Annotated in this window: 23 protein-coding genes and 1 pseudogene; 15 read left to right on the top strand and 9 right to left on the bottom strand. The window is 44.1% G+C overall.

Annotation, left to right across the window (positions count from 1 at the left end; genetic code table 11):
* Positions 1-174 precede the first annotated feature (174 nt).
* The 7 genes from ACED59_RS14470 to ACED59_RS14440 all read left to right on the top strand — a co-directional run bounded on the left by ACED59_RS14470 (position 175) and on the right by ACED59_RS14440 (position 5,392).
* Entirely contained in the window at positions 175-546 is a 372-nt protein-coding gene (locus ACED59_RS14470; protein ID WP_012601023.1) for a GntR family transcriptional regulator, read from the top strand.
* Positions 543-1,397 carry an ABC transporter ATP-binding protein gene (locus tag ACED59_RS14465; RefSeq protein WP_012601024.1) on the top strand — a complete coding sequence of 285 codons (855 nt, stop codon included), beginning with the start codon at positions 543-545 and terminating at the stop codon, positions 1,395-1,397. The genes ACED59_RS14470 and ACED59_RS14465 overlap by 4 nt, the downstream gene beginning before the upstream one ends.
* Positions 1,397-2,254 (top strand): hypothetical protein, encoded by an 858-nt coding sequence (locus ACED59_RS14460; protein ID WP_017096647.1) that lies wholly within the window; start codon positions 1,397-1,399, stop codon positions 2,252-2,254. The genes ACED59_RS14465 and ACED59_RS14460 overlap by 1 nt, the downstream gene beginning before the upstream one ends.
* 957 nt (positions 2,255-3,211) lie before the next feature.
* Complete coding sequence (locus tag ACED59_RS14455; RefSeq protein ID WP_029223768.1) at positions 3,212-3,499, top strand: putative quinol monooxygenase; 288 nt, start codon at positions 3,212-3,214, stop codon at positions 3,497-3,499.
* A complete protein-coding gene (locus tag ACED59_RS14450; RefSeq protein WP_029223767.1) occupies positions 3,499-4,086 on the top strand; it encodes a nucleotidyltransferase family protein in 588 nt (195 codons plus the stop codon). The genes ACED59_RS14455 and ACED59_RS14450 overlap by 1 nt, the downstream gene beginning before the upstream one ends.
* Before the next feature lie 76 nt (positions 4,087-4,162).
* Positions 4,163-4,690 carry a DUF4823 domain-containing protein gene (locus ACED59_RS14445; RefSeq protein ID WP_009844743.1) on the top strand — a complete coding sequence of 176 codons (528 nt, stop codon included), beginning with the start codon at positions 4,163-4,165 and terminating at the stop codon, positions 4,688-4,690.
* A gap of 264 nt (positions 4,691-4,954) precedes the next feature.
* Positions 4,955-5,392, top strand: coding sequence for a bifunctional diaminohydroxyphosphoribosylaminopyrimidine deaminase/5-amino-6-(5-phosphoribosylamino)uracil reductase RibD (locus ACED59_RS14440; protein WP_017096644.1), 438 nt, complete (start codon positions 4,955-4,957; stop codon positions 5,390-5,392).
* Between the two features lie 16 nt (positions 5,393-5,408).
* Here ACED59_RS14440 and ACED59_RS14435 read toward each other — a convergent pair whose 3' ends face one another.
* Complete coding sequence (locus ACED59_RS14435; protein ID WP_029223766.1) at positions 5,409-5,861, bottom strand: NUDIX pyrophosphatase; 453 nt, start codon at positions 5,859-5,861, stop codon at positions 5,409-5,411.
* A gap of 314 nt (positions 5,862-6,175) precedes the next feature.
* On the opposite strand from ACED59_RS14435, the gene ACED59_RS14430 reads away from it, so the two are divergent.
* From ACED59_RS14430 to ACED59_RS14415, 4 genes are all read left to right on the top strand, one after another.
* Entirely contained in the window at positions 6,176-7,888 is a 1,713-nt protein-coding gene (locus ACED59_RS14430; RefSeq protein ID WP_012601031.1) for an RluA family pseudouridine synthase, read from the top strand.
* A 184-nt stretch (positions 7,889-8,072) separates the two neighbouring features.
* Complete coding sequence (locus ACED59_RS14425) at positions 8,073-8,453, top strand: hypothetical protein (protein WP_017096643.1); 381 nt, start codon at positions 8,073-8,075, stop codon at positions 8,451-8,453.
* Positions 8,454-8,776: 323 nt separating this feature from the next.
* Positions 8,777-9,937, top strand: coding sequence for a multidrug effflux MFS transporter (locus tag ACED59_RS14420; protein ID WP_371705019.1), 1,161 nt, complete (start codon positions 8,777-8,779; stop codon positions 9,935-9,937).
* Between the two features lie 124 nt (positions 9,938-10,061).
* Positions 10,062-11,075 carry an alpha/beta fold hydrolase gene (locus ACED59_RS14415; RefSeq protein WP_017096641.1) on the top strand — a complete coding sequence of 338 codons (1,014 nt, stop codon included), beginning with the start codon at positions 10,062-10,064 and terminating at the stop codon, positions 11,073-11,075.
* A gap of 20 nt (positions 11,076-11,095) precedes the next feature.
* Here ACED59_RS14415 and ACED59_RS14410 read toward each other — a convergent pair whose 3' ends face one another.
* The 5 genes from ACED59_RS14410 to ACED59_RS14390 form a co-directional block, all read right to left on the bottom strand.
* Positions 11,096-12,163, bottom strand: coding sequence for an AraC family transcriptional regulator (locus ACED59_RS14410; protein WP_017096640.1), 1,068 nt, complete (start codon positions 12,161-12,163; stop codon positions 11,096-11,098).
* Between the two features lie 157 nt (positions 12,164-12,320).
* Positions 12,321-13,679 (bottom strand): Na+/H+ antiporter NhaC family protein, encoded by a 1,359-nt coding sequence (locus tag ACED59_RS14405; protein WP_017096639.1) that lies wholly within the window; start codon positions 13,677-13,679, stop codon positions 12,321-12,323.
* A 222-nt stretch (positions 13,680-13,901) separates the two neighbouring features.
* A complete protein-coding gene (locus ACED59_RS14400) occupies positions 13,902-14,666 on the bottom strand; it encodes a hydratase (protein WP_017096638.1) in 765 nt (254 codons plus the stop codon).
* Positions 14,667-14,872: 206 nt separating this feature from the next.
* On the bottom strand, positions 14,873-15,178 hold the full coding sequence (locus ACED59_RS14395) for a DUF3861 domain-containing protein (protein ID WP_017069212.1): 306 nt from the start codon (positions 15,176-15,178) through the stop codon (positions 14,873-14,875).
* Positions 15,179-15,211: 33 nt separating this feature from the next.
* Positions 15,212-15,703: a DUF2798 domain-containing protein gene (locus ACED59_RS14390; protein ID WP_371695888.1), complete on the bottom strand. Its 492-nt coding sequence runs from the start codon at positions 15,701-15,703 to the stop codon at positions 15,212-15,214.
* A 97-nt stretch (positions 15,704-15,800) separates the two neighbouring features.
* On the opposite strand from ACED59_RS14390, the gene ACED59_RS14385 reads away from it, so the two are divergent.
* The gene (locus ACED59_RS14385; RefSeq protein WP_017060573.1) at positions 15,801-16,226 is read left to right on the top strand and encodes a MarR family winged helix-turn-helix transcriptional regulator; all 426 of its coding nucleotides are present in this window, start codon (positions 15,801-15,803) and stop codon (positions 16,224-16,226) included.
* 111 nt (positions 16,227-16,337) lie between these two features.
* Here ACED59_RS14385 and ACED59_RS14380 read toward each other — a convergent pair whose 3' ends face one another.
* Together ACED59_RS14380 and ACED59_RS14375 are read right to left on the bottom strand one after the other, a co-directional pair.
* Entirely contained in the window at positions 16,338-17,399 is a 1,062-nt protein-coding gene (locus ACED59_RS14380) for an MBL fold metallo-hydrolase (RefSeq protein ID WP_029223745.1), read from the bottom strand.
* A gap of 164 nt (positions 17,400-17,563) precedes the next feature.
* Entirely contained in the window at positions 17,564-19,348 is a 1,785-nt protein-coding gene (locus ACED59_RS14375; protein ID WP_017096491.1) for an SgrR family transcriptional regulator, read from the bottom strand.
* 603 nt (positions 19,349-19,951) lie between these two features.
* On the opposite strand from ACED59_RS14375, the gene rimK reads away from it, so the two are divergent.
* Positions 19,952-20,857, top strand: coding sequence for a 30S ribosomal protein S6--L-glutamate ligase (gene rimK, locus ACED59_RS14370; protein ID WP_010428457.1), 906 nt, complete (start codon positions 19,952-19,954; stop codon positions 20,855-20,857).
* A 32-nt stretch (positions 20,858-20,889) separates the two neighbouring features.
* Positions 20,890-21,318 carry a RimK/LysX family protein gene (locus tag ACED59_RS14365; protein ID WP_004733090.1) on the top strand — a complete coding sequence of 143 codons (429 nt, stop codon included), beginning with the start codon at positions 20,890-20,892 and terminating at the stop codon, positions 21,316-21,318.
* A gap of 75 nt (positions 21,319-21,393) precedes the next feature.
* Here ACED59_RS14365 and ACED59_RS14360 read toward each other — a convergent pair.
* Positions 21,394-22,181: pseudogene (locus tag ACED59_RS14360) on the bottom strand (MBL fold metallo-hydrolase).
* Between the two features lie 387 nt (positions 22,182-22,568).
* On the opposite strand from ACED59_RS14360, the gene ACED59_RS14355 reads away from it, so the two are divergent.
* Positions 22,569-23,171 (top strand): 2OG-Fe(II) oxygenase, encoded by a 603-nt coding sequence (locus ACED59_RS14355; RefSeq protein WP_017096489.1) that lies wholly within the window; start codon positions 22,569-22,571, stop codon positions 23,169-23,171.
* Positions 23,172-23,254: the final 83 nt, after the last annotated feature.

Genomic DNA, 23,254 nt, shown 5'->3' with positions numbered 1-23,254 from the left:
CCATTGATCATACAACGACTTGAGAGCCCACAAGGAAGTAGGCTTCAAGCGTTCTCATAACCCAATACATTTCTCTCAAACATAAAAATATACTCTTCATTTTTATAAAAACCTTGCCAATCTGAATAAAAAGTTTAGTGTTATACACATGTATATCACCATGCAGTTTTAATTATGACCGAATGGAAAGACGACCAACCGATCTTTAGGCAGCTAGCGGCAAAGATCAGTGACCAAATTCTTCAAGGTGTTTGGTTAGAGCAACAAGCACTGCCCTCTGTGCGTGCGGTTGCCGCCGATCTCAAGATCAACCACCTTACTGTCATGAAAAGCTACCAGTTACTGGTGGATGAAGGCTTGGTAGAGAAAAAACGCGGCCAAGGTATGTATGTCGCAGAAGGGGCACTTCAAAAATTGAAAGAGTCCGCACATCAATCATTCATCAACACACAGATCCCAGCCATCGCTGAGACGCTAGGCATCATTGATATGAGTGTCGAAGAACTCGTGAAACAGCTAGAACAACATATAAAGGACAAGTCATGAGTACTTTACTTTCAGTGAAAAACGTAACCAAAACCTATTCAAATCAAGTGGGTGTCGAGAACATCAGCTTTGAGTTAAAACCGGGGCAAGTGCTTGGTCTGCTAGGCCACAATGGCGCAGGGAAATCGACTCTGATCAAATCACTGCTTGGCGGACACAGCTATCAAGGTGAGATAGAAGTTAACGGCTATCACCCTATCCACCAGCATGCAGAACTCATGTTGCACTTATCGTACATTTCAGATGTGAACGTATTGCCTGAGTGGATGACAGTAAAGCAACTGCTTCGATACACACAAGGCGTTCACCCAAGCTTCAACAAGCAAAAAGCAGAACAAACGTTAAGTAGCACCAACATTAAGCTGACTTCGACTATCAAGCAGCTTTCTAAAGGAATGAAGGTACAACTTCACCTTGCGATCATCATCGCGACCGACACTCAAGTGTTGATCTTAGATGAGCCAACGCTAGGTCTAGATCTGCTCTACCGCGATACTTTTTATCGCCACCTCCTAGAGTGGTTCCATGACGGCGAACGCGCGATGATCATTGCCAGCCATGAGGTTTCAGAGATTGAACACCTATTAACGGATGTATTGATTCTAAAACAAGGCCACTGTGTGCTGCAAAAGAGCATGGAAGACATCGAAAACGACTATTTCATTATCGATGTCGCAAACAACCACTCAAGTGAAATCCAGAAACTCAATCCTCTGACCTCACAGCCTGGGCTAGGAACCACTAAGTGGTTATTGGAAGGCCAATATAAAGCGCAAGTTGAATCATTGGGTAACATCTACAACGTTGGTCTCGCAGACCTATTCCTTGCAACACAGACGGAGAAGGCATAATGCACCCAACTTTTTATATGCTAGAAAAAGAACTGATCGAGCACAAAATTAACACTCGATTACCTCTATTTATCGCGTTATGTGGTTTCTTGCTGTTCGTTAGTTTGTTTTTCAATGGCGCAGCGCAGCATGAGTTTTTCTTCCAAATGGAAGTGAATGGTGACGTAAGCGACATACACAGAGAGTTCGCACAAGACCTCAACTCAGTGATCTACTTTGGTGCTGGCCTTATTTCACTCATACTTTCGACGCTTTACATCCCTAAAACACTGCGTAAAGAGCGCCAAGAAGGAAGCTCGATGTTTTGGAGAAGTATGCCAGTATCCAATGCCATGACTCACGGCGTTAAGCTAGGCTTCGGTCTAGTGGTTATTCCGGCTATCTGCGCGCTATTAGTTCTATTCGCTGACTTCCTATTCTGGATATTGAACGTCTCAAGCGAACAACAATTGGCATTGATAGTAGAGCAGCAATCACTGTTTTATGTGCTGAGCAATTGGTTGGTATTCTTTGGGCGAATGATGTTAGTTGCACTGGTTTTATTGCCACTAGCAACCGTTACCCTGGCAATTTCGCAGTTAGTGAATTCTCCACTGCTTGTCATTTTTATCTCAAGCTATGCGATTAAGTTACTCTCGGTCGCCGTATTTGGATTCTATGGCATCAATGACTTCTTCTCTCTCATCGCATCACTACCAATAAAGGTACTAACGGCGAGCAACCCATTCAGTGCGATTGCAGAAGCGCCGGTTTTGTCTTTGGGTATTTATGTGCTGATTGGTGTTGGCGGCTATCTGCTGAGCCTAAAGCTAAATAGAACGGACGATGTGAGCTTGAAGACGCTGTTCCAACGATAGAGTCACTTATTCTGAGCCCTCAACGGGTAACCAAATCAGATATCAAAATCTAAATCTAAATCAAAGCTTCTGAGAAATCGGGAGCTTTTTTATTGGCCGCTGTTTTATTGTTAGGTGCTTTGAATTCTAACAACGGTTTTCGTGATAGAGGCAAAGGTACGGATTGGTGGTTGGTTTTGGTTTTGCTTCAGAGTGCTGAGCGGGTAAAGATAAACTAGGAGGTATTAATGAGCTGACATTGAATTGCATTACTGTTAATGCCTGCCAGCTCTTTGGGGGGTAATTTCTTTAGTCGCCGACCAGATGAAGGTCCTTGAGAGTGCTAATGAAATCGGTTTGTAGCGTTTTACATTTTATCAAGCTTTTAAGCTTTACGATTTAAAGCTTATTTCTTTGATGCTTCTTTTGACGTGTCTTTCCAGTATTGGATACGAACGCGATGAAGCTGTGCTCTTCTCATTTTTTTCATAAGGGATATTTCCTTTTCTTTAACTGCTCTTCATGAGCTATTTTTATTGCCAACCATTCGAATCTAACGGTGTTTGATGTCCAGATCAATGATACAAGTCACAAAATATATAGAGTTTCGAGTACCATTTACATCAAAGTATGACCTAGTTATCAACTATGGCTCAATTCAATCTCTTAAGCCGTTGTTCGAAATTTAGATTAGTTCTCTCAGATGACAAATTCATTTCAGTATCAATACAGTTCAGTGATACGTATTTCATATACCGGACTAACACAGATTTAGTTCCAGCATCTTATCTTTTATTACTCACCCCACCCATAAAGTTACAGCGTAACTAAATGTACATTCACTGTGAACAAATAGTCGCCACATTAGCCTATACGTCACAACATCAAAATGGGATTATGTTTGTAACGGATAGAGCTTTTGATAGAAAAAAGCCGTAATGGACAAAATTAAATAGGCGTAATTAAATGGACGTAATTATGAGTAAAGTAATTCTGCAAGGGCATATTCTAGTGCCAGACAACGACCTAAAAGCCGTCACACAAGCCTTGGTTGTACACAAAGAACTGACACTGGAAGAACCTGGTTGTATTGCGTTTCGAGTCAGTCAGAGCACGCTTCAACCTAATCGCTTTGAAGTGTATGAAGAATTCACTAGCCGAGAAGCATTCGAAGCGCACCAACAGCGAGTAAAAACGTCTGAATGGAGTGAAACCTCCAAGAACGTGACACGTCATTACCAAGTCACCGATGTTCCGACATCATAATGATACATCCGCTAGCCAACAGTATCGTCACGTTGATCAAGCAAGATCCCTTACGAATGCAGGTTTTAGACTGTGTCGCTCAGCTGGATTTGCCGCAGTGCTATGTTGCTGCGGGCTTTGTGAGAAACCTCGTTTGGGATCACTTGCATGACTTTGACTCCCCGACGCCTCTCAATGATATTGATGTGATCTACTTTGATACCATTGATACCTCCTACGAATCGGATCTTCGATACGAGGCTCAGCTTAAACAACGCTTACCTGAATTGAATTGGCAAGTTCGCAATCAAGCCAACATGCACACCAGAAATGGGGATGAACCTTACCAAGGCTCATTGGATGCGATGCGTTACTGGCCAGAGAAAGAAACCACAGTCGCCGTCAAGCAAAGCCCGACAGGGGAAATCGAGTGCATTTCGGCTTTTGGTTTAGAGAGTTTGTTTGATTTAAAGATCACACCGAATCCCAATCGCAGCAGAGACGTGTTTGATCAACGAGTTCAGTCCAAAAACTGGTTAACTCATTGGCCGAAGTTAACTATTGGTTGTTTGAGTCTCAAAGGGTCCTTTGTCGCTCGTACTAATTAGTCGCAAATTTTATACATTAATATGTTTAATATAAACTATGGTTAATATTAGCTCACATCCATATAAGGTAGCTATTATGTCGATTTTACGTGCGTTACTGATACTTATAAGCTTAGTTATCATTGGGTGTGCTGATACACATAAACTTCAGGTTACGGATGTAAACTCGACAGCTAAATTTGAAACAAGTGATTCAGTTTTAATCGGCCGCTCAAAGAATGGGGAATATGGGAAGCACTATTATTCAGGCTCAGGACTAATGGTGAGTAAAGCTCTTCAATCAGAGTTATTCACAAAACTAAACAACGTCGCAATCGCTAACCAAGCAGCTGATTACAATTTTGTCCTTGAATATGCGAAAAGCAATGAGTTCGACTACTTAATTTTTCCTACCATATTACACTGGGAAGATCGCGCGACTGAATGGTCAGCAAAGCCAGATAAAGTAAGCGTAAAAATTACAGTTGTTGATGTTAAAACAAAAGTAATTATTAAGTCTGGCATAATCGAAGGAAAAAGCGGGCTAGCTACCTTTGGCGGTGACCACCCACAAGATTTATTGTCAGAGCCGGTCAGCGAATTTATGGCTAGCCTATTAAATTAATTATCGTGGTGATTCAATAATTGAGCTCTATTGCGTAGACAACATCAACTCTACCTTATGACACCGTAGTTAGCATGGTTAACCTATGTCGAATCAAACTTTGCCTCTGTACTAAAACCATTGACTAAAAGCCCAATCAGATCGAACATGCCCCCACTTGCTTCGCTTAATAATTTATTAGCTTAGTAAGTTAGTGACTAACCAGCTCATCAACCGCGCGTGGCGACTAGCTGCTACGCTCTCTCGTCATACTGAGTAACGACCATGAACCAACAATACATGCTGCAAGCACTCAAAGCTTCGCGCCAAGCCCTACCCGATTGCCAACCAAACCCGCCTGTGGGTTGTATTTTGGTGAAAAACGATAAGGTGGTGTCTGTTGGATATACGCAAAAGGTCGGTGGAAACCACGCCGAGGTTGAAGCACTGAATGGCTATGACTGCGAAACGGATGGAGAAATGGAAGGCGTTACCGCTTACGTAACTTTAGAGCCATGTTCATTTGTTGGCAGAACACCCGCTTGCGCAAGTACATTGGTTAAAGCAGGTATAAAACACGTAGTAGTGGCGATGCTAGACCCAGACCCTCGCAATAATGGTCGTGGTGTGGCGATACTTGAATCGCACGGCGTGAAAGTGGATGTAGGGCTATGCCAAGCACAAGTGAGCGCCTTTTTAACCCCTTACCTTGGTAAGTCCTAGATCTAAACAGCCAGTATTAGCTCAATTTCACTCGGTAAAGTGGGTTTACTGGTTTGTCGACAAAATACGACCAGATATGATCGTAGACCGCATGTTGATTAGGAAACGGCGCTAACGCTTTTGCCTCTTCTAAATTGCACCAGCGGTACTCGGTGTGTTCATCATTCAGTTCAATCGCTTGGTTGGGCGAGCATAGCACTGCAAACACAGGGATTAGCTGAATCACATTTACATGCGCCTCGTAAAACTGCTCCAGAAACTGCGCGTTATACAGAGCTTCCACCTTAATTTGGGTCTCTTCTTCAAACTCGCGCACGATAGCTTGCCAGCCTGTTTCACCTGCTTCAATCGAGCCTGCGACGTGGCACCAAAACTCACCTTTAACACGCTTCATTAATAGCATTTTCATTTGTCCGTTGATCTCTGAAATAGCGACACCGGATACAATCGAAGTGTTGAGTGGAATCATAACGTTACCTTAGTTTTCATAAGAGGGCGGCAAGGCTACCACCCTTGGTTTGTTAAATTGTCTTCTATGATTAAAAACGAGAGGCCACTCATCAATTTATAAACATCAAGCGCAACTCTTGAGGTTTGTATATCTAATAACAACCTTTGTACCCAGTCATTGAGCGATTCTTATTTGAGGCGTATTTCGATAAAGAGTAGAATCGCCGCCTTGTACTGTGTTTCTTCACTTTTGTTTTTAGCGCATCAGTTTTTAGACTCTCACACAGTAGACCCACAACCCTTTATCACCACGATATAAGTATTAATACGACTATGCACTCATCTAAATCAACGCACGACTCAGAAAACAGCCACACACCTGAGCATTGCTTCACTCGTTTTCAACAGCCGATCGAGTCATATTCGTTGCCTGAGCGTTTCACATTCCCGTTCTACTACGAACCGCACCCACTGTGTGAAATCGCCTCCCATCAGCTTCAACAATATCTAGAAACACAAACCGACTGGCAACATGACTTCGGCTTAGATTCTGACGCTGGTCGCGGCAAAATGTTTGGTGTGTTGTTGGTGAGAAGCCCAGAAGGTGAGCTTGGTTACTTCTCTGCTTTCTCCGGAAAAATCGCCGACCAAAACCTACTGCCTCACTTTGTGCCACCCGTATTCGACATGTTGAGCAGCGACAGCTTTTTCCATCAAGATACAGCCGACATGATGGCTGTGAATGCGAAATTTAAAGCGCTGCAAGCAAACGCTGAATACCTTGAACTGTGTGAACAATTAGCACAACAAAAAGCACAAGCTGAACAAGCGATTGAAGCTCAGCGTTTATTAATTATCGAAGGCCGAAAAACACGTAAAGAACAGCGTGAACAAGGTAGAGAAAACCTTGATGAGCAAGCCTTCGAACAGCTAAATAACGAGCTAAACAAAGCCAGTGTTGCCGACAAGAATCAGCAGAAATATCTTAAGCTCAACTGGGAACAGAGCCTAAACGAGTTACAAATCAAAGTTGATGTGTTCACTAATCAATTAGCTGAACTCAAAGAGCAAAGAGCGCACCTTTCTCATCAGCTTCAGCACAAACTGTTTTCACAATACGCTTTCCAAAATGCGGAAGGAAACATTGAGGATCTCAACCAGATCTTTGAAGACACACCAAACAAGATACCACCAGCGGGTTCTGGCGAATGTGCCGCTCCCAAGCTGCTGCAATACGCGTATTTGAACGGTTACACACCGCTGGCATTGGCTGAATTTTGGTGGGGTCGTTCACCGAAATCGGAAATCCGTAAGCACAAGAAATACTACGCGTCTTGCCAAAGTAAGTGTGTACCGATTTTAGGCCATATGATGAAAGGCTTGGAAGTCGATCCCAACCCATTGCTAGAGAACCCAGCAGAAGGCAAAGACCTCGATATCCTGTTCCAAGACGATCACATCGTTGTGGTACACAAACCAGCAGGTTTTCTATCCGTACCGGGTAAAACCATAAAAGATTCGGCCTACACTCGTGTTCAAGAAATGCATCCCGATGTTGAAGGGCCATTTGTTATCCACCGCTTGGATATGGCGACCTCTGGCATTCTAATATTTGCGCTTACACGACGTGCGAACAAAAGCCTACAGAAGCAGTTCATTACTCGTGAAGTTGAGAAGCGTTACGTGGCAATGATAGAAGGCGTTTTAGAGCAAGATGAAGGTTATGTTCGCTTACCACTACGTGGAGATTTATACGATCGTCCTCGTCAGATTGTCTGCTTCGAACACGGCAAGCCTGCTGAAACGAAATGGGAAGTGATTGAGCGAAGCCAAGACACAACAAAGGTTTATCTGCACCCGAAAACGGGCCGCACACACCAATTACGTGTTCACTGTTCACATGAAGAAGGGCTTAACATGCCTATCGTTGGTGACGGCTTATATGGCAACAAAGCCGACCGACTGCACCTACACGCAGAAAGGCTAGCACTACACCACCCAGTCACCAAAGAGTGGATGGAGTTCCAGTTCGACGCCGAATTCTAAGCGTTAAGACTACTTTCTGCGTTGAGCCTAGGAGATAAACCAGAGTCACAAGCCATTTGTGACTCTGCCTCCCTCTTTCTCCTACCCCTTTCGGATAATTCTCCACGCTTATTGCACTACATCAAGGTCCACTTTTTTGAGACGAGTAGCATGCGCCTCTTCTTCTTTCCTTGAGGCCTTTGATATGTCATCAGCTGCTTGGAATATACAATCCAACACAACTACGTCTTCCGTGATCGCTTCGCAAGCACTAAGCTTGAAACCACTCACAAACAAAAAGCCAGATTTAAACTCGGCAATGCTCAATCTAATTGAAGAAGTGAAAAACGAACTCCCTCTTTACGAGTCGGAGACGTTTATCTGTGGCCCAAAAGGAAACTGCGCCGGTTGTTCTAAGAAACTACTGGAGATGGTCGACAGTGAATTGATGTACTGGGAACACAGTATTTCAATCGGCCAAGGCCCTAACTTCGAAGAATTACGCCGTTTTGGTAAGCTATGCAGTAGTGTTAGACGCGGCCTAGAACGCAACGGCTTGGTAGAAAAGCGCCCAAAGAAAAGATAACCAGCTAACTCACAGCTACTACAAGCTTTCGATGAGCATTACAAACTATCTATCCGCACTACAATCTATCGATCATCATTGCAATCTAACCTAGTCACTAACAGGTTGAACTCGTTCACTATAAGAGTGATAATATTTTGTAATACAATAAGTACCAAGACAAACCATTAGAGATTTTCCGCCAAGTTCTTGAGCGAATCCATCCTTCATGTCTAGCGTGTCTTAAACCTTCTGAAAGCCAACATCACATCCATTAAAAGCCCTTTATTGGATAGCGGGGAAATACCTTGAAGAAACCACAACCAATACTGGGTAAGACCGGTATGCTATTTTTCCTCGTCATCATCAGTGCGTTTCCTCCATTGACCATCGACCTGTATTTGCCAGCCCTTCCGCAAATGGTTGAGGTGTTCAATACCGACCAATCGATGGTCAACCTAACCCTGAGCAGCTACTTCGTGACCTATGCGGTTGGCCTGTTGTTCTGGGGACCGCTCAGCGAAAAGTTTGGACGTAAGCCGATTCTACTCATTGGCATCGCAAGCTATATGGTGGCGAGCGTATTATGTGCCATGACCAACAACATTGAGCAGTTGATTGGTGCCCGTATATCCCAAGCCTTTGCGGGCAGTGCCATCACCGTTATCGCAACCGCCATTGTGAAAGACCTTTATGACGGCCGAGAACGTGAAAAGATCATGGCGACTATCATGTCACTGGTGATCATCGCGCCAATGGTTGCGCCTGTATTTGGTGCCTTCTTACTGAAAATTGCGTCTTGGCGAATGATGTTCGTCACCCTCGCCATTTTTGGTGCATTTGCGTCAGTTTTAGCTTGCTGCTATCGAGAAACACTCGAAACCAAATACCAAGGTTCTATGTTCCGCTCATGGGGAAGAATGGGCGTGGTCATGAAAAACCGCTCGTTCCTCAAGCTGCTGGTCATTTTCTCTATCATACCGATGGCATTGATGGGCTTTCTTGCGGCGGGTTCTTATATCTACATCGATCACTTTGGATTGACCGAACAACAGTTTAGTTACGCGTTCGCATTCAATGCATTGTGCGCCTCATTTGGCCCAACAATTTATATGAAGTTGTCCTACAGAATATCAGTTCAAAAGGTCATCTCTGGATGTTTTGCTTTATTGGCGATAGCAGGAATCTTTACCCTAACCATCGGCGACTTGTCCCCTTGGTTCTTTATGTTTATCGCAGCACCAGCGACGCTGATGGTTATCATCATGCGAGTACCGGGTACCAACTTAATGCTGAACCAGCAAGATCATGACACGGGCTCTGCCGTCGCATTGATTCAGTTCTTTAGCATGATTTGTGGCTCGCTTGGCATGGTGTTGGTTTCAATCCGACCAGATTCGCTAATTGAAAACCTAGGCTTTATCCAATTATCGGTGGGAATCCTAGGCGGCTTGATGTGGCTGATGGTCAGAAACAAAGAGTATGTGACTAAGAAACTGAATTAGGGACATCCAAAATAGCTAAGTTGGCACTTAAACACGATTTAGGACGTACTCGATCGTGTTTAAGGTCTCACCCTCACTGGCTTTAGCGCATATTGGCTCCAATCACCTCAATTGGAGTTAAACCATGAAATGGATACATTTACTGTTCACATCCCTACTTTTCCTTTGCACTTCATCCATCGCTTCCGGTGTCGGATTCACTCAAGTCACCTTAGCTGACGATCCTAATCGCCCGCTAAACACTACCATTTGGTATCCCACACAAGATGTATCAGACACAACCTTGATTGGCGATAACCCAGCCTTCATCGGCACGCAAGTCATCAAAGATGGAGAGATTCAATCCGGCACTTTTCCAGTTGTACTGCTATCACACGGCTACCGAGGAAACTGGCGAAACCAAAACTGGTTGGCAACCGAACTTGCGAGTCGTGGCTACATCGTAGCGGCCACTGACCATCCGGGAACCACTTCTTTCGACCAATCCCCGAAGCAAGCAGCGAAATGGTGGGAGAGACCACAAGATATGTCACGCATTCTGGACTACTTGTTATCCGAAATCCCGTGGAAGCAATTTGCTAACGCTGAAAATGTTACCTCAATCGGGCACTCTTTAGGAGGCTGGACAGTGATGCAATTGGCAGGAGCGAAAATAGATAGAGCGACCTTTGAAGCCGAGTGTCTTATATACTCTAACCCGCGTACCTGTGGACTGTCTGATGAATTAGGACTATCACAAGCCCAACCAGCTGAACCAAATGAAAAAGACCTATCAGACCCTAGAATTCAGCGCGTTGTCAGCCTTGATTTGGGGCTTGCTCGTAGCTTTTCGCTACAAAGCTTAAATAACATTACAGTGCCAACCTTAATATTGGCTGCAGGAATTGATATTGGCGACTTACCCCAGGCATTAGAGTCTGGCTACATTGCTGAGCACATGCCTCTTAATTTAAGACGCTATAAGGTCTATGAAAGCGCCACCCATTTCAGCTTCATTCAAAGCTGTAAACCTGGGGCAATACCGATGCTTGAAGAAGAAGTCCCAGGCGATGGCATTATTTGTAAAGATGGCGTTGGTACATCACGCGACCAGCTACATCAATTGATCTTAAACGACATCATTAGCTTTCTGAACTGATAAACATAAAGCAAACACACTTAATCTAACACTTGTGGCGAACTTCGGTACTCACTCGGAGTTTGCCTAGTTATCCTTGAAAACTCTCGATTGAAATTGGACTTGGTCTGAAAGCCTGAACTAAGGAAGATGTCAGTTATCGCTTCATCACTTTGCTTCAGGAGAGTCTTAGCGTGCTCAATTCGATAGGCATTGATCACCTTCGAAATATTCTCATTATGAGTTTGGTTAACCGCAGACGATATTTTTCGAGCTGGGATACCTAGCTTTCTCGCCACTCGATTGAGGGACAAATCAGGATCCTTGAACACCTGATGATCCTTCATTAATGCATCAAACTTAGCGACGATTTGCGGGACTTCTTCATCGACTTTTAAGCTTCTCGACGATCCCGCAGATACATCAATGTCTTCAGGAGAATAGCTTGGTGTTGTCAGTTCACTCTGCTGTTGGTTTTGTTCCTGAATCGGAGACGTACTGGTGCTGACAACAATCACAGTCCCAACAATCGCAGGAATAAGAACTAAGTAGCTAATAGATAAGATCAAGTCTGTGTGTTGTGCGTTGAGTAGCAAAATATCATACGAGATAATGCTATCCACGAGAGCTGAAAACAGTAAGGCTATACCAGCCGTACGCTCTGCATACAAAACATTCGATACATCACTCAGCCTGATGTGCTCTGGAAAGTTAAACGATGACTTCAACAACAAGCAGCCATAGCCGAGGTACAACGAGATCAACAATAGATCAATCGTTCCATCCCAAATATACGAATAAGAAAAGGAGCCAACCAGAACAACCACTGGGCCTAAGCAATGCAAAAGAGACAAAGGTTCACTTCGATGAACTCCCGCAAAGCAGAGCCATGCAGCCACCGGTACACTTGCCCCTAGAACCGGTTGTAAGAAACGGAACAGTGCAATATCAAACGTCCAACGTAGCCCAACGACAGTAATCATCAACGCACACAACATAATAAACCAAAACGTTTTTTGGCTTGTTTGTGGGTAACGATATCGAAGCAAAACAGCCGTGATAAATAACAACAGAGCAGCAACAAATGGCAGGGGAATTGCGAGCATCAAAGTTCCATTTTAATAACAGAGTATATAGCGTCGATAGCTCAATAAGTATCGATGATAACTTGAACTCATGGTAATTCATTCGCCATATATAATAAAGACTCCTAGTCAGGAGCCTTTACTATCAAAATCAGTGATAACTAAGTTTGGTCAGTTGCTATTAAGCGTTAGCCACTTGGCGCGCTGGGTGTTTGTTAAACACAGCGACTACAGCCACGATTGCAAGTGCAAAACAGTAGTATGAGTTAGACACGATTTCCAAAGGCGATAGGTTGAACACAGAACCTAATAGCAATACCTGAGCACCGTAAGGCAACACACCTTGAATCACACAAGAGAAGATATCCAACAGGCTTGCAGAGCGACGTGGAGATACATTGTTTTCTTCCGCCAATTGACGAGCCACGCTACCAGACACAATAATCGCTACCGTGTTGTTTGCCGTACATAGGTTCACCATAGATACCAAGCCAGCAATACCTAGCTCACTCGCACGGCCATTCGCTTGCTTAGAGTGGGAAGAACCAAACGCACGAATCAAACCGCTCACTAGATTAGTCAGGAACGCCAATCCACCTTGACGACGCATTAGCTCACTCAAACCACCAATCAGCATCGACAGTAAGAAGATCTCTTGCATGTTGCCGAAGCCTGCATAGATATCTTTAGCGTAATCCGTCATACCGTAGTTCTCAATAGAACCTAAACTCACGCCACCCGCCAGTAAGATACCAATCGTCAGCACGACGAATACATTCATACCCGATACCGCAAGAATCAGAATAGTGATGTACGGCAGAACTTTGAGCCACTCAATTGGACCTGTTTCAGGTACCTGAGTTGCCGTGCTATTGAAAGCAAAGATAACGATCGCGATAAGAGCAGCAGGCAGAGCAATACGGATGTTCTCTTTAAACTTGTCTCTCATCTCACAGCCTTGCGAACGTGTCGCGGCAATCGTGGTATCAGAGATGATTGAAAGGTTGTCACCAAACATAGCGCCACTTAGCACCACGCCTGCGGTTAGAGGAATGCTCATGCCAGCTGAGTCAGCAATGCCTAGCGCAACAGGGGCTACCGCAGCGATAGTACCCATAGATGTGCCCATTGCGGTCGCAATGAAAGCTGAAATTAGGAAGATACCCGGTAGGATCATGCTTGTCGGAATCGCCGATAGACCTAGGTTTACCGTTGCGTCCACGCCACCAGACGCTTTAGCCACAGCCGCAAAAGCACCCGCCAATAGGTAGATCATACACATTGCGATAATGTCTTTGTGACCTACTCCACCTAAGAATTGTTCGATAGCGCGGTTCAATTTATCTTTGCTTAGCAACAACGCTAACATCACAGCAGGCAAAGCTGCAATTGGAGCTGGAAGCTGATAGAAAGCAAAATCGACGCCTTGCAGCGACAAGTACGTACCTACGCCAATAAACAACGATAGGAACACGATAAGAGGGATAAGCGCAACTGCCGAAGGGGCAATTACCGCATTAGAATTTTTTGAATTGGACATGGAACATCAACGCAATAGAACAGGAAGATGAGCAGACTAATGTCACACTTAGAGGTTGTCAACGTCTAGACGTCTAAACGCCCAATTTAATGAAAAGTAATAAGCACGCCATTGAACATCACATAATAGAAAAGGCTATTTACTCACCAGTAAATAGCCTTTTGAGAACAGATAGCGTATGCGCAGAAGCTAACTTTTTGCTTACTTAACGCTTTTGCTAAGTTAGCGTTTTTGTTGGAACGTCACTTGGTATTCGCCAATGCCTTCGTAGTGGAAGGTCGTTGGCTTATCGAATTCCATTTCCACGATACCGCAGTAAGAGCCCGTGATAATAGCTTCACCCGCTTGGAAATCAACACCACGACGTGTCATGTAGTTAATCAGCCAGTAAATTGGGCTTGGTGGCAGTGTATTCGGGTGCTTACCGTCGAATGCTTGAATTTGCTCGCCTTGAGTCACTTCAATACTGATCTCTGCAGAAGTGAACGCTTTTTCGCGATCAATCTCAGGGCCAATGAACAGACCTTGGTTTACTAGGCCATCGGCCAGTTTTTCATAGAACTCAGCGCCGCTGTCATCCGCAAAACGAGATTGCATTAACTCAAGTGCCATGTGGCAAGAACCAATTGCTTCGTTGATTTGCTCTTCGCTGTAGCCTTCTTGGTTTGCAGGCAGACTCTTAGCAAGAGTAAATGCAATTTCAGGCTCAACACGCACTACATCGTTGTCTGCAAACAGTTCACAAACTTCGCCTTGTTGAACGCTGCCCGAGAAGATTGGCGCAACAACAAACTTGTCTTCAGCCAGAGGAAGTAAGCACTTCCAACCGCCGACTTTATCGCTTTTCAAATCGATCATTGAAGATTGGATCTTTAGCGCATCTTCCAAGTTATTCGGACGGTACTGTTCGTCCAATCTTGGTGCTTTGGTGCCAGCAACGCGACGACTCAACAGTTCTTCAGCTGCTTGTTTAAATACATTTGTCATATAATACCACCTTTAGTTTTATGACCAGTATAATATCGGATTTTTTAAAGCTTGAATAGACAATTCAACAACGGTGCTACACCGAAAATTCAGCTATAAATTTTCGCATATTCTAGACGCAAACAACTGAAATTATTTTGATTTAAAGACAACAAAAGCCAGTAAGTTCGTTACTGGCTTTTCGATGTGTTGCTGATGGTTAGGCTTTACTGCCCTTTCAAGGTCTTCTTAAGGTTTTGCATGAAGTCTCTGAAGTGAGGCATAAAATTAACAAACAAAGGATGCTTTCTATCTTGCATCATCAATGGGCCGAGTAAGCGGATACTCACACCCAGTCGTGCTGCTGATTGCTCATCTAAGCCGCTGTCTTGTTTGATCTTCTCAACAATCGCGAACATGTTTTCTCTGTCTTCAATTTCAAACTGCATGGTTTGAAGTTCGCGGTCTTCTTTAACGCTCACTTCTTCAATAGTGATGCGGTAGTTATTGTGTTTGCCTGTAAATGCTTTCATGTGGATCTCCTACAATGCTGTGAAATGTTTTGGCTAGCTCTTCATGAATCGTTCTAGCTTAGGTTTAACCGTCATCGACATTACGACCATGATCGTAAGGCCAATAGGAAGCGCGGCAATAAATCCATTAAACCATCCACTGGTAAACGCCGATGTATCCGAAAATCCAATATTATTTGCCGCTGTTACAAATGCCATCATGGACTCCATTATGAATGCCATGATCAGTCCTATGATCAGGTTGCGAACTTTCTCGCTATAAGTTGTGAACACTCTAGCAACGGCTTTGGTGACTAAAGCCATCATCACCGCGCCCATTGGCATCATGATCACGACAACAAGGGCTAACGAAGAAAGCCAGTTGCCAATAAATGCCTCGCCGAATCCGACATTCATGTAGGTCATCACGGCCGTTAAACTGCCGCCAATCGTCAGCATTAAGCTCAACATGACCAAAATTTTGTATAAAACCGGTGTGCCTTTTTGCTCAGGAAGAGTTTGCGTTAGAGTTGCTTGAATCGTCATATCTATTTCCTGTCTTGAATTTACGAACAATCAAGTTGATAATGTCAACCATAAATACAGTAGTTGATAATGTCAACTATATTTCTAAGGATCGTTTATGTCTGATAACACATCGCTAGAGTCTATCTTTCGTTTAGTGCACTCTTTGAAACGTCAAATGAGCGAACAGATTGAGAGCTTAGACTCAGAGATCGCACCTATGAACATTCGTGTCATGAAGATCATTACTAAGAAGTCTCCATGTACCGCTATCGATATCGCACACTTCCTAGATCGTGATAAAGCACAGGTCACTCGGCTCATTAATGCCTTGATCAATCAGGAACTTGTGAAGAAGTCTCCGAACCCGGAAGACAAGCGCAGCCAGTTATTGGTTCTGACTGATAAGGGTCAAGAGATCATGAGTAAGGTCTCGGATATCGATCGAGACATGCTGAAGAGAATGACCAAAGGCATGGCCGAAGACGAGTTAGAACAATTCAGAAAAATTGCGAAGAAAATGGCGCAGAACTTAGAAAGCTGATCTTAAAAATAAAACGAAAAAACGCCACCGAATCGTAAGATCGGTGGCGTTTTTTGTATAAGTTGGGTTGTAAAGCTTAGTGGTTTAGCTATGTCTATTTGGATGACAACTCTAATTCGATGCTAATTTCCACCATGCCTTAACAGGTACGGGTTCTGAAATCACCAAACGCTCACCCATCACAGGGCTCACCATCTGTACATCTCGTTTTTTACTTATCGCCAAAGATTGTTCCATTGGGTCTTGCCAATCGTGCATAGAAAGATCAAACGTACTGTTGTGGATTGGCATCATCACCTTACCTTGTAGGTCGATGTGCGCCTGAACGCTCTGCTCTGGGAACATATGAATATCCGCCCAAAGTGAGTTATACGCGCCCGTTTCAACCATGGTTAAATCAAACGGCCCAAAACGGTCGCCAATCTCTTTAAAGCCGTTGAAGTAACCAGAGTCACCACTAAAGAAGACTTTCTTATCTGAAGCGTTAATAACCCAACTCCCCCACAGTGTTTGGTCACGATCAAGTAAGCCACGACCAGAGAAGTGCTGTGTTGGCGTCAAAGTAAACTCAATATCTGAGGCTGTTGCTGATTCCCACCAGTTCAACTCAATAATCTTTGCTTTATCCACGCCCCACTTTTCCAGCAATGCACCGACTCTGAGTGGCACCAAAAATGTACCTACTTTATCGGCTAATACCTTTACGGCACCTTTATCTAAATGGTCGTAGTGGTCATGACTGATGACAACCACGTCAATGTCAGGTAACTCTTGCAGTGAGATTGGTGTTGGGTGGAAGCGCTTTGGCCCCATCCATTGCACGGGTGATGCACGGTCACTGAACACAGGATCTGTCATCACAAGCTTGCCATCCAGCTTCATCATCACACTGGAGTGACCTAAGCGGTAAGCAACGTCGTCTTGTTCTTCGATCAGCTGCTCGGCAGTCATTGGAATCAAAGGCAATGCAGCGCGCGGCACGGGCTCGTTTCTTTCCACAGTCACATAAGCTTTCAGGATTGAAAAAATATCAGACATACCCGATTTGTATTCCAGATCACTGTTTACAAACTTCTTTGGAAGCTTATCTAGATTGTCGTTTGATTGTGAACCTGTGCTTACGATAGCGACCACGGCAAGTACTCCTAAAATCGGTAATAGATATTTTTTCATTGGTATCTCTTTAATCATTGGGTCTATCCCAACGCAAAAACTACACTGGCTAGTTTACATATCAAAATTAAAAAGTAAACCAATGAGTGTAATTTTTGTTTTATCTAAACGTGAGCGTGCCAAAATCGACTTTGGAGAGGAGTTACTCTATTTGGTAGGCAAGGCTAATCAGCTGACCATACATTCTTGAAATCTGGCCATCCCCAGTTGGTAATGGCCACGTTTTTCAGAATCCCTTGGAAACGAACGGTCTGTAAATGGTGGAACATAGGCACTAACCAATAATCTGAGATCAGAGTAGACGCGATGGGTTCTAGCTCTGCCAAGTAATTAGGCAGTTCAACGGATGCTTTATGACTATCCAAGCGCTGCTTGAGCCAATCACTGTTCACCTCTCCTAAAGCAGAGTGCAAAACAGGATCGTTCATCATCCACGAAAACAGCGAAGACGGGGCATTATCATCGAGATTCAGGTTACACAACACCAGATCCTCCTTTAACTCACCACTCTGAGAGAGCTGCGCCAATTCTCGAAAACTGTAGGTGTTCACCTCAACTTCCACGCCATATCGTTTAAGGATGTCTGATACACAAATAGCACAACGATAGAGCGCGTAGTAATTATAAACCGCAATGCTCATCTTTGTCGGTAGTTGTGCTTCTTTCGCAGGCGTTCGATACAACTTCTGCCAACTTGGCAGTATGTTCTGAGCAAAAGAGACGCTAAACAAGCCTTGATTTTGTTCCAATTGAGACAGTACCGCTTGTGGGTTAGCTATCCCTGAGATGTACTTACGCTGCTCATCAGTTAGCAAGCTAGCCGCTGAGTTCTGATTGAAAAGGATAAACAAACACCCATCCTCAACTCGGCTACGAAGGCCATCAGTTTCAGCCGACACCAGCTTCGCGTCGCTTTTCCCTAATTGATGGAAGCAAGATGAATCTTCATAAGGTGACACCTGCATTTGGCTGTCATCAAAGCGAGCACTGCCCGTCATCGACTCTTCGAATTGCCAAATAGTCACCTCATCGGTTAACGAGCGACAACCATAATAGTGTTCAAATGCGGCAAGCTTGATGCGTTCGTTACTAGTCTCAACCACTTTGAAAGGGCCGGTTCCAATCACGGCATGAGACACTGAATTCAATGGCGATGGCTCACGAGTCACTTGCGCAGCAGGTTGAATCGAATACTTAACGCCAGCCAATAAGCCCGCGAAGCCAGTGTCTGCTTTGGTCAATTGGAAGCTGATCCTTAACGGCTGTTCACTGTAAACCGAAGCGACATGGGCGAGCTCTGTCTGATAGAAAGGTAGCGGTTGTAAGGCGGTAAATAACGACACGAGTTGCTTGGCGTCAACGGGTTGACCATCATGGAAGGTTAAGCCCGGGCGCAAATAGAAAGTCCAAACTAATTTTTCAGCATCATATTCCCAATGGTGCGCCAGTTCAGGCTTCAACTTGCCCTTGCCATTACAAGTGACGAGGCAACTGAACACTTGCCTGATCAAAAATCGTTCGCTACTGCGGTGAATATGATGCGGGAATAGGTCTTCAAACTTACGTTTATAGGTTAATTGAACGTGCAGCAGCCCTTCACGCATCGTCGCGCCAGAGGTTTCTTGGAGGAGAGAGCCAAATACAGCGCGGTCATTGTCTAGAATTGAGAGTGCTTTTTCGTATTTGCCCTGCTCTATCAGTTTACTGGCAACATGTTGAGTCAATTCTTGATTGCTAAAACGTAAAGTCAGATTAGAACGTTGATTCCTGCCGACTTTTGGCTCCCACACCAACCATTCAGCCTGATGCATCTTGCCTAACAAGGTTCGTGCATGGCGCAAGCTGGTGAACAGCTTATCTGCGACCTCAGTTAAGGTAACCGAATGTGAGAGGTTAGGCTCAAACGAATCTAGCCTTGTGTAGTAACGCATCATGTTTAGATCAGACAAATAATGAACCTTTTTAGAAACAACCCTTCCTGATTAAGCTCATTATAAAACACATCAGCCCAAAAGTAGCGCTAAAAGACAAAAACAGGAACAACCTAGTAAAAACCCATCTGTTTATTACTTCCTATTAAGTGACCATAATTAATGGGTCAACAAGGAACTTTGAGCTCCCACCAAAGCCTAATACAAGAGAAGTAATCATCATGAGAAAATACTATCTTAATAAGCTAAAAAGCACCTGTAGCAAGCTCGAAAGAGAAGCACTACGAACACTTATAGAGCTATGTAACTGGCGTTATTAGTACACTTTTAAGCACCGAGTTAACGCGAGTTGAGTACAACCTAATAGGCTCCTACCCCCAATATGAGTTAGGTCTCAACTCGCTTTTCCATTCCAAACTCCCTCTCAACCTAGTTGTACCAATCGCTCACACATTCGATAAATTTCCGTTGTCGACTCGACAAATTTAATTCGTTTTCTTAGTTAAACGAAAAGCCTTAAGGTTCGCCCCGAAGCAAGCAAAGAGCCTCAGAAAAACTGAAAGCTCAGCTAACAACTCATTTATTTGCAGTTACCAATCAGGTATTAACTAAGGAAACGCCATGCGTATCGCAATTCTTTCTCGCAACGAAAACCTATACTCTACTTCTCGCTTAAAAGCGGCTGGAGAAGCTCGTGGTCACCAGGTCGATGTTATCGACACGCTGCACTGTGATATAGATATCGCGAGTAACAATCCGAAGATTCGCTACATGGGTGAAGAGCTACCTCAATACGATGCTGTTATTCCACGTATTGGCGCTTCCATTACCTTTTACGGCACTGCGGTTGTTCGCCAATTCGAAATGATGGGCACTTTTTGTATCAATGAGTCAGTAGCTATCAGTCGTTCTCGCGACAAACTGCGCTCACTACAACTGTTGTCTCGTAAAGGTATTGGCTTACCAAAAACAGGTTTCGCTAGCCGCCCAGACAAGATTCAAGACTTGATCAAAAACGTAGGTGGCGCGCCACTGGTTATCAAGCTTCTTGAAGGTACTCAAGGCATCGGTGTAGTTCTAGCAGAAACAAACAAAGCAGCTGAAAGCGTTATCGAAGCATTCATGGGCCTAAAAGCGAACATCTTGGTTCAAGAGTTCATTGAAGAAGCTAATGGCGCAGACATCCGTTGTTTTGTTGTGGGTAACAAGGTTATTGCAGCAATGAAACGTCAAGCTGGTGAGGGTGAATTCCGCTCTAACCTACACCGTGGCGGTACAGCTCAACTGGTTAAACTAACCAAAGAAGAGCGCGCTACAGCGATCAATGCAGCTAAAATCATGGGGTTAAACCTATGTGGTGTCGATATTCTACAATCTAAGAATGGCCCTGTTGTAATGGAAGTGAACTCTTCTCCAGGCCTAGAAGGTATCGAGAAAGCGACAGGTAAAGATGTAGCAGACATGATTTTCGGATTTATCGAGAAAAATGCAAAACCAAACGCTAACCGTACTCGTGGCAAAGGCTGATTAAACGCCGTTTACTCATGATTGGAAAAAACATGAACAATAAAATGATCATAGGGAATACAGAAGCACTTTGCTTACCAGAGTTAGGGATAACTGGACTACATACGCGTGTTGATACAGGGGCTCAAACCTCTTCTCTACACGTAGACAATCTACTATGTGTAAAAACAGACGGTGAAAACTTCGTTGAGTTCGATCTTCACCCAGACGTTTACCACCTAGAAGAAACAGTGCGCTGCAAGGCGAAGCTGAAAACAAGTAAAAGAATCAAATCATCGAACGGCGAAGTTGAACACCGTTGTGTGATTGAAACCATGCTAAAAATTGGTGGTCAGGAATGGCCTATCGATATCACACTAAGCAACCGTCAAGATATGACTTATATGATGCTGCTTGGTCGTCAAGGCATGAGTGACAAAGTGATTGTTGACCCAGCGGGTGAATTTCTAATTTCTCATTAATTGAACTGCTCCACAGCTCAAATAGTGAGTCAACAACGCGTACTAATAAAGGCCAGTCTTTGAGACTGGCCTTTATTATTTATGGCGATTTTTTTTATTGTTAAACCCAAATCGCCAAACAGATTTTAGCAAACCTTTGAGTTTGATTTTGGTCACTCGCCAATGTGTCACTGGCCTTCTTGGCGCACTCATCAACAGATGTTCAAAGGCTTGCTCACTCAAATTCACTTGTCCCCCATGCGCCACCAGCAAGGTGTCAAACTGCATGCCATAGATACGAGATACCGACGCTCGATACTTATTGGGATGAAAAATTGGGAAAGGCGGAATCAGCTTCTTTTTGACCTCGACCATTAAATCCGCCACATAGGCGACACTGTGTGATGGGCAATAGACGGAAAGATCTCTGTCGGTATGGCCTGGCGTTTCCAGAACCAACCAGTCATCAAAACCCGGAATGCTGTCTCCATCCGACAGCTTGTAGTCCGGCTTTAACTTTCTTGAATACCATAGATTTGCTTTGGGCTTACCCAATCGATTCGCCATCCATCGTGCCAATGCCAGATCTGTCAAATGCATCAATATGCCATCGATACCGTGGTACCAATCCTTATCTCGGTTTGCTGCAACCAAGTTACAGTTCGTTAGCTTTCTGAGCCTGTGCGCTGCCCCTGCATGGTCTGGATGCATGTGCGTAACCACAACCGTATGTAGATCAGCAAAATCACGCATAAGCTCTGTTTCGATGAAAGCCTTCAAATGCGGGATGTCGGCTCGACACGCACCATCAGCAAGAGCAACCTGTCAGGGTACTCTACGAGATACATGTCTTGGATATAGCCTTTGATGGTATGAAGTTGCAAATCCATTCCTTGTGACAAAACAACTGGTCAGACCTATACAATAGCAAACTCATCATCAATTGTGATCATTTTGTTAAAAACAACAATCTAAAACCAGATATATAGCTCGAATCAAGATTTCCATTGGTATCCACTCAATTACTCAAATCCAACGTTACTCAAGTCCAATTTAACTCAGAATAATGAGGGCACATTCCAAAGATGATCATCAATTTCATCCGATATTTTTCAGCATTATCGAATGCTCACATTACCGAAAACCTTGCTCAACAAGCCTTGCGCTTTAAGCACTGAGCATCATTTGTCGTGACGACAAAACATGTGATTTGGTGACCTGAGTTATTCGGACTATATATGCGCCTCTAATTTATTGTCTGAGTGCTATACATGAACCAACTTATCGATGCTCTTTCTACCCAAGGTTACTTTGTTTGGGATGACTTCTTAACTCACGAGGAAGTAGTGGCATTGAGGGATTGCATTCCAGAGAACTGGAAAAAGGCTAGGATCGGCCGTAACGATGACGTAGCACGAGAAGCAACGATTCGTAGTGACAAAATTCAGTGGGTACGCCGTGATATGGGCGAACCAACATCTCTGTTCCTAGACAAAATGGAACAAATTCGTTTAGAGGCAAACCGAGCGTTCTTTTTGGGTCTGTTCGAGTACGAAGCGCACTTTGCTAAATACGAAAAAGGTGACTTTTACCAGAAGCACTTAGACTGCTTTAAAGGCAATGAAAACCGCCGCCTAACCACTGTGTTCTACATGAATGACGAATGGTCTGAGGAAGACGCAGGGGAGCTCGTGGTTTACGATCTAAAAGACAACCACATTGCGACCATTCCACCAAAGTCAGGCCGCTTATTTGTGTTCTTGTCTGAACAGTTCCCACACGAAGTGTTACCAACCAACACAGAGCGATTCAGTATCGCAGGTTGGTTCCGTATTAACGGCGTGAAAGACAACCAATTAGACATCGCGCACTAAAACTGTATCCACATCGAACCTTATTCTTAGCCTCTCCATCGAGAGGCTTTTTTTTGGTCAGAAAAACGTCTTGAAAGCCAAAT

Origin of the sequence: Vibrio sp. FF266, assembly GCF_041439695.1 — a bacterium.
GTDB lineage: Bacteria > Pseudomonadota > Gammaproteobacteria > Enterobacterales > Vibrionaceae > Vibrio > Vibrio tasmaniensis_A.
The sequence above is the reverse complement of the archived record's forward strand: the minus strand, read 5'-3'. Positions and strand labels throughout refer to the sequence as shown.

Bases quoted from the DNA above. Each gene is read 5' to 3' on its own strand.
- ACED59_RS14470 (WP_012601023.1), top strand. From the start codon at position 175: ATGACCGAATGGAAAGACGACCAACCGATCTTTAGGCAGCTAGCGGCA.
- ACED59_RS14465 (WP_012601024.1), top strand. From the start codon at position 543: ATGAGTACTTTACTTTCAGTGAAAAACGTAACCAAAACCTATTCAAAT.
- ACED59_RS14460 (WP_017096647.1), top strand. From the start codon at position 1,397: ATGCACCCAACTTTTTATATGCTAGAAAAAGAACTGATCGAGCACAAA.
- ACED59_RS14455 (WP_029223768.1), top strand. From the start codon at position 3,212: ATGAGTAAAGTAATTCTGCAAGGGCATATTCTAGTGCCAGACAACGAC.
- ACED59_RS14450 (WP_029223767.1), top strand. From the start codon at position 3,499: ATGATACATCCGCTAGCCAACAGTATCGTCACGTTGATCAAGCAAGAT.
- ACED59_RS14445 (WP_009844743.1), top strand. From the start codon at position 4,163: ATGTCGATTTTACGTGCGTTACTGATACTTATAAGCTTAGTTATCATT.
- ACED59_RS14440 (WP_017096644.1), top strand. From the start codon at position 4,955: ATGAACCAACAATACATGCTGCAAGCACTCAAAGCTTCGCGCCAAGCC.
- ACED59_RS14435 (WP_029223766.1), bottom strand. From the start codon at position 5,861: ATGATTCCACTCAACACTTCGATTGTATCCGGTGTCGCTATTTCAGAG.
- ACED59_RS14430 (WP_012601031.1), top strand. From the start codon at position 6,176: ATGCACTCATCTAAATCAACGCACGACTCAGAAAACAGCCACACACCT.
- ACED59_RS14425 (WP_017096643.1), top strand. From the start codon at position 8,073: ATGTCATCAGCTGCTTGGAATATACAATCCAACACAACTACGTCTTCC.
- ACED59_RS14420 (WP_371705019.1), top strand. From the start codon at position 8,777: ATGCTATTTTTCCTCGTCATCATCAGTGCGTTTCCTCCATTGACCATC.
- ACED59_RS14415 (WP_017096641.1), top strand. From the start codon at position 10,062: ATGAAATGGATACATTTACTGTTCACATCCCTACTTTTCCTTTGCACT.
- ACED59_RS14405 (WP_017096639.1), bottom strand. From the start codon at position 13,679: ATGTCCAATTCAAAAAATTCTAATGCGGTAATTGCCCCTTCGGCAGTT.
- ACED59_RS14400 (WP_017096638.1), bottom strand. From the start codon at position 14,666: ATGACAAATGTATTTAAACAAGCAGCTGAAGAACTGTTGAGTCGTCGC.
- ACED59_RS14395 (WP_017069212.1), bottom strand. From the start codon at position 15,178: ATGAAAGCATTTACAGGCAAACACAATAACTACCGCATCACTATTGAA.
- ACED59_RS14390 (WP_371695888.1), bottom strand. From the start codon at position 15,703: ATGACGATTCAAGCAACTCTAACGCAAACTCTTCCTGAGCAAAAAGGC.
- ACED59_RS14385 (WP_017060573.1), top strand. From the start codon at position 15,801: ATGTCTGATAACACATCGCTAGAGTCTATCTTTCGTTTAGTGCACTCT.
- ACED59_RS14380 (WP_029223745.1), bottom strand. From the start codon at position 17,399: ATGAAAAAATATCTATTACCGATTTTAGGAGTACTTGCCGTGGTCGCT.
- rimK (WP_010428457.1), top strand. From the start codon at position 19,952: ATGCGTATCGCAATTCTTTCTCGCAACGAAAACCTATACTCTACTTCT.
- ACED59_RS14365 (WP_004733090.1), top strand. From the start codon at position 20,890: ATGAACAATAAAATGATCATAGGGAATACAGAAGCACTTTGCTTACCA.
- ACED59_RS14355 (WP_017096489.1), top strand. From the start codon at position 22,569: ATGAACCAACTTATCGATGCTCTTTCTACCCAAGGTTACTTTGTTTGG.